Consider the following 16,713-nt stretch of genomic DNA (forward strand, 5'->3'; position numbering starts at 1 on the left):
AGCCGACCTTGCAATTGGAGATGTCGCATGAGCGAAAAGGCCGTTGTCATCGAGGCCCCCGGCGGGCCTGAGCAGTTGAAGCTGGTGGATGTGGAGGTTGGCGCTCCGGGCCCGGGCGAGATCCGCATTCGTCACGAGGCCTGCGGGCTGAACTACATCGATGTCTACCACCGCAACGGCACCTATCCGCTGCCGCTGCCGGCCCGCGTGGGCATGGAGGGCGCGGGCGTTGTCGAGGCGGTGGGCGAGGGGGTCACCCACCTGCAGCCGGGTGACCGCGCCGCCTACGCCAGCGGGCCACCCGGCGCCTATGCCACGGCGCGCGTCATGCCCGCCAAAGCCGTGCTGAGGCTGCCCGACGGCATTGCGTTCGACACCGCTGCGGCCATGATGCTCAAGGGCCTGACCGTGCAATACCTGCTGCGCAAGACGCTGCCTCAAGGCGGGTTGCAGCCGGGCGACCATGTGCTCTTCCACGCAGCGGCAGGCGGGGTCGGCCTGATTGCCTGCCAGTGGGCCAGGGCGCTGGGCCTTCAACTCATTGCCACGGCGGGTAGCGACGAGAAATGCGCCCTCGCGCTGGAACATGGCGCCACGCACGCCATCAACTACCGCCGCGACACCGACTTTGCGGCCCGCGTGCGCGAGATCACCGGCGGTCGGGGCGTGAAGGTGGTCTACGACTCGGTCGGCGCCGACACCTGGGAAGGCTCGCTGAACAGCCTCGCGCCGTTCGGCCTGCTGGCCAGCTTCGGCGGTGCCTCAGGGCCCGTGCCGCCGATCAACATCGGCACGCTGGCGGCCAAGGGCTCGCTCTATGTGACGCGGCCGACGCTCTTCACCCACACCGCCACGCTGGAAAGCACACAGGCCATGGGGTACGAACTCTTTGCCGTGGTGAGCAGCGGGCAGGTCAAGCTGCGCATCGACAAGCGCTATGCGCTGGCCGACGTGACGCAGGCGCATCGCGACCTGGAGGCGCGCCTGCTGACGGGCAGCGCCGTGTTGCTGCCTTGAAATGACAAGGGCTGGCGCTTGGCCGGCCTTCTCAGTGGAGCAGGCGTTCAGCGGGCGCTGCGGCGGCGCGCGAGGAAGCCGCCCGCGCTCAGGTTCACGTGGCTTGCCTAAGCGGCCCGTGCTTCGGCCACGCGTTCCGACACCCGCTGCGCCACCCGCCCCATTGCAATCTCGAAGCTGAAGCTGGAGCCCACGCCCGGCGCGCTTTCCACGGCCACCGTGCCGCCCATCAGGTCGACCAGGCGCTGCACGATGGTCAGGCCCAGGCCCGTGCCGCCGTAGCGGCGCGTGATGCTGCCGTCGGCCTGGGTGAAGGGGTCGAAGATCTGGCCGATCTGGTCGCGCGTCATGCCGATGCCGGTGTCCGTGACGGCCACGCGCAGCCGCAGCCGTTCGGGGCCATCGTCCGCATGGGTGTCGGCGAGTGCGATCTCGACGCGCACTTCGCCGTGCTCGGTGAACTTCAGCGCGTTGCCGATCAGGTTGATCAGCACCTGGCGCAGCCGCAGCGCGTCGCCCACCAGGTCGGCCGGCACACCGGGTTGAACGAGGGCGTGCAGCTGTATGCCCTTGTCATGGGCCTGCAACAGCAGCGGCTGCACGGCTTCGCTCAGGCAATCGTGCAGGCTGAAGGGTTGCTCATCCATGACGATGCGGCCGGCTTCGATCTTGGCCACGTCCAGCACGTCGTTGATGATGGTCATCAAGCCCTTGGCCGACTGGTGGGCCAGGCCGATGAAGCGGCGCTGGCGCTCGGTCAGATCGGTCTGCAGCACGAGCTCGGTCAGGCCCAGCACGCCGTTCATGGGGGTGCGGATCTCGTGGCTCATATTGGCCAGGAAGCTGCTCTTGGCCTGGCTGGCCGCTTCGGCGGCCTCACGGGCGGCGACGAGGGCGGCCTGGCTGGCCTTGAGGTCGGCGATGTCGCGTGCATTGAGCAGCAGCACCGTGTCGCCGGTGATCGGGTCGCGCATCGGCCGGGCGTCCAGCGCATGCCAGCACGGGCCGGCCAGCGTCTGCAGCTCGACATCCTGGCGACAGGCCTCGCCGCGCTGCACGCGGGCCAGGATGCCGGCGGCGTCGTGCCAGTGGGCGAACAGGCGGCTGAACTCGCTGCCACCGGCGGGCGGTGGTGTGTCGCCGAAGGTCATTGCGGCGGCCGGGTTGCGCATCAGCAGGTCGCCCCGCTCCAGCGTGAACACGCCGATGCGCGCGGAGGTGTGCTGCAGGGCCTCGACACCGCGGAGCATGGAAAGGTCGGCACCGCCTCCCAGCGAGTCCGCCGCGAACAGCATGACCTGGCGGCGGTCGGGCGTGCGCATGCCGCGCGAGACCAGCATCACCGAGGTGGGTTCACCCTTGGGGTAGAGCGTCCACAGCTCGCGGACGATCTTGCCCTGGGCGTGGTCGGCCGCCGTGACGGCCAGGCGCTCCTGCACGGCGTCGCCGTGCTCCGAGAAGTCGCGCGACAGGAACTCCTCGGCGCTGTCCGCATGCCAGAAACGCAGGGCGGCCGCATTGGCCCAGAGGTTGCGCTGATGGTCGGGGTCGAAGACCCACAAGGGGACGTCGAGCCAGTCGTAGTGGCTGAGGCTGGCGAAGTCGAGGAGCATGAGGGACAGAAAATGAGGCCGGTAATTCTCACCTTTTGTCACACCTCAGCGCGTGAACTAGTGCACACGCTTTCCCTGGGTCGGCTCGTATCTATGCCCGGCGCACGCGCCGCAATTCGTCCAGCACCAGCAAGACGGCACCGACGCTGATGGCGCTGTCGGCCACGTTGAAGGCCGGGAAGAACCAGCCGCCGGCGTGGACCTGGATGAAGTCGACGACATAGCCGTGGATGGCACGGTCGATGACGTTGCCGATGGCGCCGCCGAGGATGAGGGTCAGGGCCCATGCGAACAGCTTCTGCTGGCCATGCCGGCGCAGCATCCAGGTGATGAAGACTGCGGCTGCCACGCCAAGCCCCATGAAGAACCAGCGCTGCCAGCCCGAGGCACCGTGCAGGAAGCTGAACGCCGCGCCGTAGTTGTGGGCGCGCACGAGATTGAAGAAGCCGGTGACGGGGCGCACGTCACCCAGCTGGAAGCTGCCGATGACGAGGATCTTGGTCAACTGGTCGGCGACGATGATCAACGCGGCGATGAGCAGCCATTGGGCGAGGCCGGGTGTGGAGGAGGAGCGGGAGGGCATGTGCTGGGACGATCAGACGGGGGCGTCAATGTACCCGGGGCTTGTCGACGCGGGTGAAGGGGCGTAGAAGCAGACCTCTACTGTCCCCTTGGAGTACCTCATGCGCAAACGCATCTACTGGCTGTTGCCCGACCTGGGCAGCGCGCGGCGGACGATGGACGAGTTGCTGCTCGCCCGCATCACCGAGCACCACATTCACTTCGTCGCGCAGGAGGGCGCGGCCATGGATGGCCTGCATGCGGCAAACGTGCTGCAGACCTCGGACCTTGTCGAGGCGGCCCAGAGCGGGGCTTTGATCGGCTCGGGTCTGGGCGCGGCAGGTGGCGTGGCGGCCTCGTTCGCGTTCGACCCGACCTCGCCTGCGGCCATCGTCATCGGCATTGCCGCCGTGGGCGCGATGCTGGGCACCTGGTCGTCCAGCATGATCGGCAGCTCCACGCCGAGCCGGCGGCTGCGGCGCTTCGAGCGGGCCATCGGCGAGGGCCAATACCTGCTCATCGTCGACGTGCCGCGCACGCGGGTGGGCGAGATCGAGCGCTTGCTCGAACGCACCCACCCCGAGGCGCACTTCGAAGGACTGGAGCCCAACGTTCCCGCGTTCCCCTGACGGGGTCAGGCCACGGTGCGGGTTTCGCCGGCGCCGTGCAGGTTGCTGTCGCAGCGGCCGCACAGCGTCGGGTGGGCCGCGATGCTGCCCACGTCTGCGCGGTAGTGCCAGCAGCGTTCGCACTTGGCGTGGCTACTGGGCGTGACGGTGACGCCGAGCTCAGCCGCCGACACCAGCCGGACCGCGGACGTGATGAAGACGAAGCGCAGGTCGTCGCTCAGGCTGGCCAGCAGGGCCTGATCCTGCTCGTCGACCTTGAGCACCAGCTCCGCCTGAAGCGACGCACCCACCGCACCCGTCACGCGCACCGCCTCGATGGCCTTGTTGACCTCGTCGCGGATGGCGTGGATGCGCTGCCACTTGGCCAGCAGGCCTGAGTCGGTCTTGCCAAAGTCCCAGTAGGTTTCGGTGAAGATGCTCTCGCCGTTGCCGAAGACCTGCCACGCCTCTTCAGCGGTGAAGCTGAGGAAGGGCGCCATCCAGCGCAGCATGGCGTGGGTGATCTGCCACAGGGCCGTCTGCGCCGAGCGGCGCGCCAGGCTCTTGGGCGCGGTCGTATAGAGGCGGTCCTTCAGCACGTCCAGGTAGAAGGCGCCGAGGTCCTCGGAGCAGTAGACCTGCAGCTTCGAGACCACCGGGTGGAACTCGTAGCGCTCGAAGTGGGCCAGGATGTCGGCCTGCAGCTCGGCGGCGCGGGCCAGCGCATAGCGGTCGACTTCCAGCAGATCTGCCGGCGAAACGGCATCGGTTGACGGGTCGAAGTCGCTGACGTTGGCGAGCAGGAAGCGCAGCGTGTTCCGGATGCGGCGGTAGCTGTCGACGACGCGGGCGAGGATCTTGTCGTCCAGGCCGAGGTCGCCCGAGTAGTCGGTCGCGGCCGTCCACAGCCGCAGGATTTCGGCGCCGTACTTGTCCGACACGGCCTGGGGCGCGACGACGTTGCCGTCGGACTTGCTCATCTTGCGGCCCTTGCCGTCGACGACGAAGCCGTGGGTCAGCAGGCCCTTGTAGGGCGCGCGGCCGTAGAGGGCGCAGGCGATCAGCAGCGACGAGTGGAACCAGCCGCGGTGCTGGTCGTGGCCTTCGAGGTAGAGGTCCGCTTCGGGGCCGGTCTCGTGGCCTGCGCCCTTGTGGCTGCCCTTCAGCACATGCTCGAAGGTGGAGCCGGAGTCGAACCAGACGTCGAGGATGTCCTGGCCCTTGCTGTATTGCGCGGCCTCGTCGCCCAGCCATTCGGCGGCGTCCAGCTTGGACCACGCTTCGATGCCGTTGGCCTCCACCAACTGCGCAGCCCGCTCGATGAACTCCAGCGTGTTCGGATGCGCCTCGCCGGTGTCCTTGTGCAGGAAGATGGGCAGCGGCACGCCCCAGCTGCGCTGGCGCGAGATGCACCAGTCAGGCCGGCCGGCAATCATGTCGTGCAGGCGGGCGCGGCCGTTCTCGGGGTAGAAGCCGGTGGCCTCGATCGCGGCAAGCGCCGTTTCGCGCAAGCTCTTGGGCGCCTTGTCCGTCGTGAACAGGCCGTCGCCTTCGTCCATGCGCACGAACCACTGAGCCGCTGCGCGGTAGATGACAGGCGACTTGTGGCGCCAGCAGTGCGGGTAGCTGTGAGTCAGCTTGCTCTGGGCCATCAGGCGGCCGGCGTCCAACAACGTCTGCGCAACGACGGCGTTGGCCTTCCAGATGTGCTGGCCGCCGAACAGCGGCAGATCGGCCGCGTAGGCGCCATTGCCCTGCACGGGGTTGAGGATGTCGTCAAAGGCCAGGCCGTGGGCGACGCTGGACTGGAAGTCGTCCAGGCCGTAGGCGGGCGCGGAGTGGACGACGCCGGTGCCGTCCTCGGCCGTCGCATAGTCGGCCAGGTAGACCGGGCTTTCGCGGTCATAGCCCGGGTCGACGTGGGCCAGTGGGTGCTTGAACTTCAGCAGCTCCAGCGCACGCCCCGGCACCGTGGCGACGACGCTGCCTTCCAGTTGCCAGCGCGCCAGGCACTTCTCCACCAGTGCTTCGGCGACGACGAAGAAGCCCTTGGGCGTGTCGACCAGCGCGTAGGGCAGCTCAGGATTCAGGTTCAGCGCCTGGTTGGCCGGGATGGTCCAGGGCGTCGTCGTCCAGATGACGGTGAAGGCGTCCTTCGTCAGCGGTGCGACACCGAAAGCGGCGGCCAGCTTCTCCGGCTCGGCAGACAGGAAGGCCACGTCAACGGCGGGCGACACCTTGTCCGCATATTCGATCTCGAACTCGGCCAGCGACGAGCCGCAGTCGAAGCACCAGTACACCGGCTTCAGTCCACGGTAGACGAAGCCGCGCTCGAACATGCGCTTCAGCACGCGGATCTCGCCCGCCTCGTTGGCGAAGTTCATCGTGCGATACGGGTTGTCCCACTCGCCCAGCACGCCCAGACGCTTGAAGTCGGCGCGTTGGCCGTCGATCTGCTCGCCGGCATAGGCGCGGCTCCTGGCCTGCACCTCGTCGCGCGGCAGGCCGCGGCCAAAGGTCTTCTCGATCTGGTTCTCGATCGGCAGGCCGTGGCAGTCCCAGCCGGGGATGTAGGCCGCGTCAAAGCCCGCCAGCTGGCGCGCCTTGACGATCATGTCCTTCAGGATCTTGTTGGCCGCATGGCCGATGTGGATCTGGCCGTTGGCATAGGGCGGGCCGTCGTGCAGCACGAACTTGGGCGCGCCGCAGCGTGCGTCGCGCAGCCGCTTGTACAGGCCTTGCTCGTCCCAGGCCTTGACCCAGCCCGGCTCGCGCTTGGGCAGGTCGCCGCGCATGGGGAAAGGCGTGTCGGGCAGGTTCAGCGTGGCGCGGTAGTCGGGCGTGGTCATGGCATGCGGCCAGGCGGCAAGCCTGGCGATTCAAAAACGAGCGAAACGGGGAGGGCGGAGCGAAGAGCGGCGGGGAGCCGCTTCAAATTCGGTCGCGCGTGGTCTGGCGGCTGACCTGGGCGTGCGAGGCGGCGTGAGTGGCCAGGAAGGCGCGAGCTGCCTCGGTGTCGGCGGCAATCGCGGCCGTGAGCGCGTCAAGCCCGTCGTACTTGGCTTCGTCGCGAAGTTTGTGCAGCAGTTCCACGCGGGCGAGTTTACCGTAGCCCCCCTCGGGGCTGAGGGGCCATTCCAGGCAGTGGACCTCCAGCAGCACGCGTCCGGCGTCCTCGACGGTGGGCCGGCGGCCGAGGCTGGCGACGCCCGGAAGCGGCCGCGACGCGAGGCCATGCACCTGCACCGCGAAGATGCCGCTGGCGGCCGGCTTGTCATGCTCGAAACGCAGGTTCAGCGTGCGAAAACCGTCGGCGGCGCCTGGCGTCGTTTCGCCCAGTTGCCGGCCCAGCTTGCGGCCATGCGTGACATGACCCGAAATGGCATAGGGCCGGCCGAGCAGCGAGGCGGCGGCCGCCATGTCGCCCGATGCCAGTGCCTCGCGCACCGCCGAGCTGCTGACGCGCAGGCCGTGCACTTCGTAGCTCATCATGCGTGCCACGTCGAAGCCGCGCGCCTGGCCGGCGGCGTCCAGCGTCGCATAGTCTCCCTGGCGCTTGGCGCCGAAGCGGAAGTCGTCGCCGACGAGCACGTAGCCTGCACCCAGGCCCTCGATGAGCACCTGGCGGATGAAGTCCTGCGCCGGCAGTGAAGCCAGGGCTTCGTCGAAGCGCAGGATGACGACCTGGTCGACGCCGCAGCGCTCCAGTTCCACCAGCTTGTCGCGCAGGTTGGCGATGCGGGTGGGGGCGAGCTCCGGCTTCCCGGCTTTGGCGGCAAAGAAATCGCGGGGATGCGGCTCGAAGGTCAGCACGCAAGTCGGAAGGCTTCTGTGCCGGGCCTCGGACTGCAGCAGCGCCAGCATGGCCTGGTGGCCACGGTGCACGCCGTCGAAATTGCCAATGGTCAGCGCACAGGCCGGGGCGATGCCGGGATGGTGAAAGCCTCTGAAAACTCGCATCGGGCTCATTGTCCCTGCTGCGTCATTGGCCCCAGACCTCTGCCGGGCTCGACACCCACCGCCATTCGCCCGGCTTCAGATCGGCCGGCAGCGTCAGCGCTCCGAACTGCGGCCGGTGCAGGGCCTCGACGCGGTTGCCGACGGCAGCGACCATGCGCTTGACCTGGTGGTACTTGCCTTCAATGAGGGTCAGGCGCAGCAACGTCTCGTCGACGATCTCGGCGCCCTCGGCATGCGTGACCTCGCTGCCCGGCTTGCCTTCGGGCTCGCGCAGCTCGACGCCGGTCTTCAACCGCTCCACCATCTCCGCCGTCAGCGGATGCTTGCAGCGTGCCTCGTAGACCTTGGGCACATGGTGCTTGGGCGAGGTGAGCTTGTGGATCAGCGTGCCATCGTCGGTCAGCAGCAGCAGGCCGGTCGTGTCTTCGTCCAGCCGGCCTATGGGCTGCACGCCGCGCTCGCGCAGCGGCCGCGGCAGCAGGCTGAGCACGCTCGGGTGGTGCTTGGGCTTCTGCGAGCACTCATAGCCGGCGGGCTTGTTCAGCAGGATCAGCGCCTTGTCGAAGACCGGCCATTCCAGGCCGTCGACCGTGAAGCGCAGGCCGTCGGTCTCGAATTCGGTGTTGGGTTCCTCAACCACCTCGCCATTGACCGTGACCTCGCCGTTCCACACGAGGCCGGCGCACAGCCGCCGCGTTCCGAAGCCCTGGCTGAACAGGATCTGGGAGAGTTTCTGCTTCACTTGGCTGGGGGCTTGGCTGGCTGCACCGTGCCGCAGTCGGCGCCGAGCCAGCGGCCTTCGCCGCTGACCTTGGTCGTCTCTGTCTTGCCCTGGCGTTGATGGCGGATGGTGACGTCGTTGGTGAATCCCTCGCTGCCGCGCAGGGTGACAGTTGCGTCGCCCTCGGAGGCCGGGTCGGTGCAGACGAAGTGCGTCTGGATGACGTTGCCGCTGCGCTTCACGTCCTGGCTGCACTTGCCCTGAGTGACCGGAGCCATGTTTCGCTCGGCTTGCTCCTTGGTGATGCAGGTCTTCACCGAGATGACGCCGCCAGCCATGCTGACGTTGACACCCTGCTGGGCCATCATCTGGTCGACCATCTTGCGCTGTTCGGGCGGCATGCTTTCCATGGCCTTCTGCGCCTGCGCCATCTGGGCTTGGCGCGCCGGGTCGAGCTGGGGCGATTGCTTGAACTCCCACAGCCCGGGCTTGATTGTCTGGGCGTGAGCAGCAGGGATGACAGCGGCCAGACAGGCCGCCAGCAAGGCAGTGAGCTTCATCGGGTGACCTCCACGAGGGCTGAGAGGGCAGCGCCGCTGGCGCTGCTCAGGCAAACACCCCCGCAGTGTCCTGCATCCGGGCGCTGACCTCGCCAAGGTGATGCAGCGTGTCGCCCCACTGCATCTCCATGACGGTCAGGCGCTTGAAGTAGTGGCTGCCAACGTATTCGTCGGTGACACCGATGCCGCCATGCAGCTGCGTGCATTGCTGGCCGACGAAGCGCATGGCGTGGCCCAATTGCACCTTGGCCTGCGACAGCGCGCGGCGTCGCACGGCCGGCACGTCGCCCAGGCGCAGCGTGGCGTAGTAGCTCATGGAGCGGGCCAGTTCGAGCTGCATCTTCACGTCGGCGATGCGGTGCTTGAGCGCCTGGAAGCTGGAGATCACGACACCGAACTGCTTGCGCGTGTTCATGTAGTCGACCGTCAAGGCCAGGTATTTCTCCATGACGCCGATGGCCTCGGCGGCTTGCGCGGCGATGCCGATGTCCGCCGCCAGTTCCAGCAGCATGAGTCCCTGGTCCGGGCCGGCGATGAGCTGGGCGGGCGTGTTTTCGAAGTGCACCTCGGCGGCGCGGGAGCCGTCGTAGATCGAATAGGGCCGTGTCTGCACCCCGGTGGCTGAGCGCTCAACGAGGTAGAGAGCCACGCCGTGCGGCGCGTCGTCAGTGCCGGCGACGCGCGCCGGCACGATGAAGGCGTCAGCGATGTCGCCGGCGGGCACCAGGCTCTTCACGCCGGTGAGCTTGCCGTCCACGGCGCGCGTCGCGACCCGGTTCAGGCGGTAGCGCGACTTGGCTTCCTGGTGGGCCAGCACGACCAGCGCCTCGCCGCCGGCAATGCGCGGCAACCAGGCGGCTTGCAGTTCGTCCGGCCCATGGCTGAGCATGGCCGGCGCGATCAGCGCGCCCTGGGCCACGGGCTCCATGACGAGGCCGCGGCCGAGTTCTTCCATGACCACCATCGCCTCGACGGCACCGAAACCCAGGCCGCCATGAGCCTCAGGCACGGACAGCGCAGTCAGGCCCAGGCCGGCCAGGCCGTCCCAGACGGCGCGGTCAAAGCCGCCCGCGCGCGCGATCTGCACGCGGCGCTCGAAGGTGTAGTCCTTCTCGACGAAGCGGCGCACGGCGTCACGCAGGGCTTCCTGGTCTTCAGAGAAATCGAAATCCATGTTCCTGTCTCCCGCTCAGCCAAGCACCGTCTGCGCGACGATGTTGCGTTGCACTTCGTTCGAGCCGCCGTAGATCGTTGTCTTGCGGACGTTCAGGTAATTTCCGGTCAGCGGAATCGCGTGCGGCGCCCCGCCGATCCAGGCGCCGCCCAGCCACTGGTCGCCCTGCCAGCCGGCCTCCATGGCCTCGTGGATGTAGGGCAGCGCCAGCGGGCCACCGGCCAGCATCATCAGTTCGGTATAGCGCTGTTGCAGCTCGCTGCCGCGGATCTTCAGCAGGCCTGCGACGTCCAGCGGCTGTTTGCCGGTACGTTCGCCCGACAGCACGCGCAGCACCATCATTTCCAGTGCAACGACGTCAATTTCGCAGAGCGCGATCTGGTCCCGAAAGCGCTGGTCGTCCATCAGCCCCTCGGCTTTGGCAATGCGTTTGAGCCGCTCCAGTTCGCGCTTGGCGCGGTTCACGTCGGCGATGTTGGTGCGCTCATGGGAGAGCAGATGCTTGGCGTAGGTCCAGCCCTTGTTTTCCTCGCCGATCAGGTTCGCGGCCGGCACCTCCACGTTGTCGAACCAGACCTCGTTCACCTCGTGCTCGCCGTCCAGCATGATGATGGGCTTGACGCTGACGCCGGGCGTCTTCATGTCGATCAGCAGGAAGCTGATGCCCGTCTGCGGCTTGCCTTCGCTGGACGTGCGCACAAGACAGAAGATCCAGTCGCCGTACTGGCCGAGCGTCGTCCAGGTCTTCTGGCCGTTGACGATGTATTTGTCGCCTTGGCGCTCGGCGCGGCACTTCAGCGAAGCGAGGTCGGAGCCCGAGCCGGGTTCGCTGTAGCCCTGGCTCCACCAGACTTCGCCGCTCATGATGCCGGGAAGGAAGCGCTGCTGCTGCTCGGGCGTGCCGAAAGCCATGATGACCGGCGCCACCATCACCGGTCCGAACGGCACGATGCGCGGCGCACAGGCCAGCGCGCATTCCTCTTCGAACAGATGGCGCTGCACGGCGTTCCAGCCCGGGCCGCCGAACTGCTTGGGCCAGGCCCAGCCATGCCAGCCCTTGGCGCCGAGGATCCTGGCCCAGCGTTGCAGGTCGTCCTTGTTCAGGCGCAGCGCGTGGCGCACCTTGTGGGCGATGTCAGCCGGCAGGTTGGCGCGCACCCATTCGCGCACTTCGGCGCGGAAGGCCAGCTCCGCATCGGTGAAGTTGAGGTCCATGTCTCGCGTTTGGTGATGTGAATGCCGCAGGTTTTAGCACGGTCGTTCGCATCCTTGCTGTCCGGCCAGGGACAGTTCGGCGACGTCAGGGCCAGAAAGCAAAAAGGCACTCCGAAGAGTGCCTTTCCTGGGGTGACGGACGCCTGTGATCAGGCGGCCATCTTGGCCTTGCGGCGGCGCAGGCCAACCATACCGACCAGGGCGACGCCGGTCAGGGCCAGCGTGGCCGGCTCGGGCGTCTTCTTGGGGCCGCAATCCTGGCCGGTCACGCAGGCCGATCCAGCGACGGCAAACAGCTTGAAGTAGTCGTTGCTGTTGTCCAAAGTGCCGCGGTTTTCCGCACCAGAGCTCTGGGCGAAACCACTGTTGTAGGCGCTGATCAGCCACCAGCTGGAACCCTTGGCGCCAGCACCGGCATTGCCGGTTCCGCCCACGGTTCCCGTGTTGACCTTGTTGTAGTTGGGATCAGCGGTGGTGTCGACGACCATGTCGCCATAGTTGCCCACCAGTTGCCAGCCGCTGTTCGCTGCGGCGCTCTTGCCCACCAGGTCCGGCGGCGTGCCGGGGCCGACCCAGCGGAATACCGACAGGTCGACCGCGCGGTTCGTGTTCAGTGTGGTGTTGGTGGGGCACTGGTTGGTGGCAGCGTTAACAGCGAGGTTGGTGCCGCCGGTCCCGCTGCAAGTGCCGTCGGACGACCAACCGATGCCAATGCTCGACAAGATGACGCTGGACGAGAAGTTCAGCAGAACGGCTTCCGTCTTGCCGTAGTTGTCGATGGCATGGTTCGGGACGCCGCCATTGGCAGTCTCGCCGGTCTGCTGCATGCCCAGACCACTGCCACCCCAGGAAATCAAATTGGCGGAGGACCAGTTGCCGCCAACGACGCCACCGGTGTTCGTGGCTGTGACGCCGCTCAGGCTCACGGTGGGATCGGTGCCCGCAATCAGATCGAACGGCGTTGTAGCTGCCACGTTGGTGGGTGCAACCACCTGTCCGTTCGTATAGCCTCCAAAGGTCCAAACCGCATGCGCGGAGGTGCTGGCTGCCAGGCCGGCAATCAGCGTGCTTAGTGCAATCCAGCGAGATACGCGCGTCTTCATATTTTTTCCTTCGGATATGTGCATCACAAAGCAGTCTTTATGCCAGCCCAATAACTCTTTATGAATCAATGCTTTGGTAAAGCGCTTTTTGTACTGCGCGATGAATTGTAAGAAGAATCGACAGACAGAACGGTGCCGACGCCCCCTCAGTTAAGGGTGGTGAGCAATTGTTTGGCCTCTGCCGCCGTAGCCGCCGTGTCCTTGTGCCGCAGTGCAGCGTTCAACTCGTCACGCGCCTCGGCCCGGCGGCCGGCCTGGGCCAGCACTGCGGCCAGGTGATAGCGGATGTCGGGATGGTCCGGTGCACGCAAGCGGGCATCGCGCAGCAGTTGCAGGGCGCGCCCCGCTTGGCCGTTGCGATGGTTGGCCCAGCCAGCCGTGTCCAGCAGCGTCGGGTTGCGCGGGTCATTCTTTAAGGCGCGCTCGGCGATCTCCACCGCGCTGCCATCCTTCAATTCGATCAGCACGTTGGCAAGATTGTTCAGCGCGGCCGTATCAGCCGGCTGGGTCTTGATGACCGACTCGTATTGCCGGCGGGCGCCGGCATAGTCGCCAGACCGCACGAGCAGTTCAGCCAGCGCGTTGCGCACGACGTTGTCACTCGGGTTCTTGCGGAGCCAGGCTTCCGCCGACTCGACGGCCACCTTGTGTCCGCCAAATGACGCTTGTGCCCGCATCAGCCGCGTCAACGTCGTTGCCGACTTGTCGATGTCATGAGCTTTGCGCAGCGCCTCCTGGGCGGCAGCGGCCTGGCCGCGCCGCATTGCCACCTCAGCGAGCAGGTTGTAGCCCAGCGCGGACTTCGGGCTGGCCTCGACGACCTGTCGAGCGCGCTGTTCGGCTTGGGAGAGGTTGCCTTGCGCCAGTTCGACGCTGGACATCATGGCGATTGCAGCAGGGTCATTCGGCTTGCCGTTGAGAGCCTTTTCAAGCGTGTAGGCGGCGCCTTTCAGGTCTTGCGCGACAACCTGCTGGCGGGCAACCTCGACCAGGCGTGGCGTGTCGAAGCCCGCCCGGCGCGATGCGTTGGTGAGCGTCGTCTTGGCGCCGGCGGGATCTCCATTGGCGAGCTGAGCTGCGGCATAGGCCTGCAGCGCCTCGACGTCTTCGGGCAGCTTGGACAGCAGCACCTTGGCCGCCTCGACTGCACGGGCTGGCTGCCCCTTGCGCAGATGCCAGGCGACGAGGGCGAAGTTGGTCCGTGTCTCGCGTGCGCTGCTGGCCGCAGCGGCGCTTTCCAGCCATTTCAGCGCTTCGTCATCCTTGCCACGCAACTCGTTGACGAGGGCCAGCTCGAAGAGCAGGTTGACGTTGCGCTCGTCATCCTTCAGTGCGGCCTTGAGGCGCTTCTCCGCAGCGTCGTAATTACCGGTGACGGCATCGACGCGGGCAAGGCCGAGCTTGGCCTCCAGTTGGTTGGCATCCAGCTTCAGAGCCTTCTCGTAGCCGGCACGGCCACCGGCATAGTCGCGCGCCTGGGTCTTGGCGTAGGCCTGCACCATCAGCACGGTGGCGTTGTTGGGGTTGGCGCGGGCGAGGGATTCAGCGACGGCCAGGGCCTTGGCGGGTTGGTTGTCACGCAGATGGACGGTGACCAGCGCAAGACCGGCATAGGTTTGCTTGGGATCGGCCTTGTAGGCCTTGGCGAGTTGGTCTTCGGCCAGGCTGGCCTGGCCGGATTGCAGCAGCGACAGGCCGAGTGCGGTTCGGTACTCGACCGAATCCTTGGCCTTGAGGGCGTCCTGCATGAGTTGCACGGCGCGCGCATGGCGGCCTTGGCGCATGTGGGCATTGGCCAGCATCAGCAGCGCCTGGCCGTCGTTGGGGCGGGCCTTGACGTAGCCCTCGAGCAACTCGACCGCGCGGTTTACGTTGGGCTCGCCCAGCGCGATCTGGGCCAGCAGCTTGATCAAGGGGCTGCCCGGCTGCTGGCGCGAGGCAAGTTCCAGGAAGGGCTTGGACTTTTCCAACTCGCCCAGGCTGTGGTGAGCCAGGCCGTTGAGCATCAGCAACTGGGTGCGGTAGCGGATGTATTCGATGGGAACGGGGTCCAGCAGGTCGGTGACCTTCTTGAGTGCAGCCCTGGACGTCTGCATGTCGCCGGCGCGCTCGGCCAGCACCGCGCGAAGATAAGAACCGCGCGGATCGTTGGGCTTGAGGTTTTGCAGCTCATTGACCTCTGCCAGCGCCTCGGCGTCGCGGTTCAGGTCGACCAGCAGGCCGGCGCGGGCGAGGTGCGACTCGGCATGCTTGGGCTGGGCCTTGAGCGCACGTTCATAGCCGGCCAGCGCGGGCGCAATCTGGCTGTTGGCGTGGTAGATGGCAGCCTTCTGGTAAAGCGCCTCGGCGTTGTCGGGCGCGAGCTTGAGTGCCTGGTCGACGGCGGCGGTCGCTTCGACAAACTGGCGGTTTCGTATGCGCAATGGCACCTCCGCGAGCCAGACGTTGGCATCGCCAGGGTTGAGCGCGCGTGCTTGCGCCACGCTGGCTAGCGCCGCCTTGGTATCACCCAGGTCTGACTGCGCCAGCGCGCGTTCCAGCAGCACCTGTTGCTGAATGCCCGGCGGCAGCCCTGCGATCTGCAGGCGCGGGTCTTCCAGCATCTGCGGCTGCTTGCCCTGGGCGTTCATGGCGATGGCCAGGGCGACGGCGACTTCGGCGCGATTGACGCCCAGGCGCAGAGCCTCGCTGATCTGGAACTCGGCGGCCGCAGGCTGGCTGTCGGCCAGCAGGGCCTGGCCGAGCAGCACATGGACCGGCAGCAGGCTCTTGTCGGCCTGCAGCGCGTTCTTCAGCTGGATGATGGCGCCGGGGATGTCGCGCTTCTCGTAGCGCTGCAGCGCGTCTTCATAGAAGCGCGAGGCCTTGGCGGCGTCCTGGGCCAGCACGGCCGGCGATGCGGTGAGGAGCAGGGCGACCAGCAGGCCGGAGAGCGAGGCGCGATGTGAGGCAGAGCGAAGAGTCATCGAGGCGGTCGGGCTGCTGGTGGGGGCGCCGGATTCTTGCAGAAGCGCACCCGGCCGGGCGGCCCCGGATCAGTAGCGCAGCTCGAGTGTCATGACATCGTTCTCGCGTCGCATCTGGAAGCGCGTCAGGAAACTGTTGCCCAGCAGCACATGGCTCATCTGGCCGGGAATGACGATGGCGTTGACGTTGCGGACTTCCACGTCGCCGATGCGGATGCTCGCCAGTTCGATCATGAAAGCCGGCACCGTGCCGTTGGCCGTGTGGGTGACGATGCGCCGGCCGTAGAGGTAGCGCAGGCCGAGCTTCTCAGCCTCGATCTGGCTGATGGCCACGCTGGTGGCGCCGGTGTCGATCAGGAAGCTGGTGGTCTGGCCGTTGATGGTGCCGATGGTCGTGTAGTGCCCACCCTGGCCGGGTGCCATGACGATCTGCCGTGGCGCTGCCGCTCCGGACAGGATGCGTGCGGGTGCGGCGCCCAGCACCAGCGTCTGGCGTCGCCCTGCAACCTCGACGACGGCACGGCCGTCCTCCAGCGCGACAAGCTTTACACCCTTGGCGGTTGCGCCGACTTCCATCGTGCGCGGCTCGCCGTCGATGAGCAGCAGGGCGGCGCGCGAGCCCAGCATGCCGTTGAGCTGGACCTGGGCGGGCGGCGTCTGCGACTGCGCCGCAACCGCCAGGCCGAGCAGCGCGGACAGAAGCAGGTAGCGAAGAATTTCAGTCACGGAAGTTGTTGTAGGTCAGCGGCGTGTCGGCGAAGTTCTTCTTCAGGTGGGCAATCGCCGTCTGAAGGTCGTCGCGGTTCTTGCCAGTCACGCGCACGGCGTCGCCCTGGATGCTGGCCTGAACCTTGAGCTTGCTTTCCTTCAGCGAGGACACGATCTTCTTGGCCAGCGTCGCTTCGATGCCTTCCTTGATCTTGTAGACCTGTCGCACCTTGTCGCCACCCAGCTTCTCGACCTTCTCCTGCTTGTCGAGAAAGCTGATCACCACGTCCTGCTTGGTCAGCTTGCCGTAGAGAACGGCTTCGATCTGTTCGAGCTGGAAATCGCTGTCGCCGGTCGAATGGATTTCTTTCTCTTTCAACTCGACCTTGGCGCCGGTTCCCTTGAAGTCGAAACGGGTGCCGATTTCCTTGATGGCGTTGTCCACGCCATTGCGGATCTTGACGTGGTCGGGTTCTAGAACGGTGTCGAAGCTGGGCATTTGCGGTC

14 protein-coding genes are annotated in these 16,713 nt (G+C 66.7%); 2 read left to right on the forward strand and 12 right to left on the reverse strand.

Going from position 1 to position 16,713, the window contains the following annotated elements; genetic code table 11:
- Positions 1–27: 27 nt before the first annotated feature.
- Entirely contained in the window at positions 28–1,017 is a 990-nt protein-coding gene (locus tag AC0IZJ_RS02100; RefSeq protein WP_471846155.1) for a quinone oxidoreductase family protein, read from the forward strand.
- Between the two features lie 107 nt (positions 1,018–1,124).
- Here AC0IZJ_RS02100 and AC0IZJ_RS02105 read toward each other — a convergent pair whose 3' ends face one another.
- Positions 1,125–2,630: a sensor histidine kinase gene (locus tag AC0IZJ_RS02105; RefSeq protein ID WP_471846157.1), complete on the reverse strand. Its 1,506-nt coding sequence runs from the start codon at positions 2,628–2,630 to the stop codon at positions 1,125–1,127.
- Positions 2,631–2,721: 91 nt separating this feature from the next.
- Positions 2,722–3,213 (reverse strand): signal peptidase II, encoded by a 492-nt coding sequence (lspA, locus tag AC0IZJ_RS02110; protein WP_471846159.1) that lies wholly within the window; start codon positions 3,211–3,213, stop codon positions 2,722–2,724.
- 100 nt (positions 3,214–3,313) lie between these two features.
- On the opposite strand from lspA, the gene AC0IZJ_RS02115 reads away from it, so the two are divergent.
- Positions 3,314–3,820 carry a DUF1269 domain-containing protein gene (locus tag AC0IZJ_RS02115; protein WP_471846161.1) on the forward strand — a complete coding sequence of 169 codons (507 nt, stop codon included), beginning with the start codon at positions 3,314–3,316 and terminating at the stop codon, positions 3,818–3,820.
- Positions 3,821–3,825: 5 nt separating this feature from the next.
- Here AC0IZJ_RS02115 and ileS read toward each other — a convergent pair whose 3' ends face one another.
- From ileS to AC0IZJ_RS02165, 10 genes are all read right to left on the reverse strand, one after another.
- Positions 3,826–6,648: an isoleucine--tRNA ligase gene (gene ileS, locus AC0IZJ_RS02120; RefSeq protein ID WP_471846163.1), complete on the reverse strand. Its 2,823-nt coding sequence runs from the start codon at positions 6,646–6,648 to the stop codon at positions 3,826–3,828.
- Between the two features lie 82 nt (positions 6,649–6,730).
- Positions 6,731–7,759 carry a bifunctional riboflavin kinase/FAD synthetase gene (locus tag AC0IZJ_RS02125; RefSeq protein ID WP_471846165.1) on the reverse strand — a complete coding sequence of 343 codons (1,029 nt, stop codon included), beginning with the start codon at positions 7,757–7,759 and terminating at the stop codon, positions 6,731–6,733.
- A gap of 22 nt (positions 7,760–7,781) precedes the next feature.
- On the reverse strand, positions 7,782–8,501 hold the full coding sequence (locus AC0IZJ_RS02130; RefSeq protein ID WP_471846167.1) for a pseudouridine synthase: 720 nt from the start codon (positions 8,499–8,501) through the stop codon (positions 7,782–7,784).
- Positions 8,498–9,040, reverse strand: a complete 543-nt coding sequence (locus AC0IZJ_RS02135) for a DUF3617 domain-containing protein (protein WP_471846169.1) — start codon at positions 9,038–9,040, stop codon at positions 8,498–8,500. Before AC0IZJ_RS02135 ends, AC0IZJ_RS02130 begins: the two co-directional genes overlap by 4 nt.
- A 46-nt stretch (positions 9,041–9,086) precedes the next feature.
- Positions 9,087–10,214 carry an acyl-CoA dehydrogenase family protein gene (locus tag AC0IZJ_RS02140; protein WP_471846171.1) on the reverse strand — a complete coding sequence of 376 codons (1,128 nt, stop codon included), beginning with the start codon at positions 10,212–10,214 and terminating at the stop codon, positions 9,087–9,089.
- A 15-nt stretch (positions 10,215–10,229) separates the two neighbouring features.
- Entirely contained in the window at positions 10,230–11,429 is a 1,200-nt protein-coding gene (locus AC0IZJ_RS02145; protein ID WP_471846173.1) for an acyl-CoA dehydrogenase family protein, read from the reverse strand.
- Between the two features lie 149 nt (positions 11,430–11,578).
- A complete protein-coding gene (gene xdp1, locus AC0IZJ_RS02150; protein ID WP_471846175.1) occupies positions 11,579–12,556 on the reverse strand; it encodes an exosortase-dependent surface protein XDP1 in 978 nt (325 codons plus the stop codon).
- A 122-nt stretch (positions 12,557–12,678) separates the two neighbouring features.
- Positions 12,679–15,498 (reverse strand): XrtA/PEP-CTERM system TPR-repeat protein PrsT, encoded by a 2,820-nt coding sequence (gene prsT / locus AC0IZJ_RS02155; RefSeq protein ID WP_471846177.1) that lies wholly within the window; start codon positions 15,496–15,498, stop codon positions 12,679–12,681.
- 69 nt (positions 15,499–15,567) lie between these two features.
- Positions 15,568–16,224 carry a retropepsin-like aspartic protease family protein gene (locus tag AC0IZJ_RS02160; protein WP_471846179.1) on the reverse strand — a complete coding sequence of 219 codons (657 nt, stop codon included), beginning with the start codon at positions 16,222–16,224 and terminating at the stop codon, positions 15,568–15,570.
- Positions 16,217–16,705, reverse strand: a complete 489-nt coding sequence (locus tag AC0IZJ_RS02165; RefSeq protein ID WP_471846181.1) for a YajQ family cyclic di-GMP-binding protein — start codon at positions 16,703–16,705, stop codon at positions 16,217–16,219. Before AC0IZJ_RS02165 ends, AC0IZJ_RS02160 begins: the two co-directional genes overlap by 8 nt.
- Positions 16,706–16,713: the final 8 nt, after the last annotated feature.

The organism is Roseateles sp. AC306, assembly GCF_979253795.1.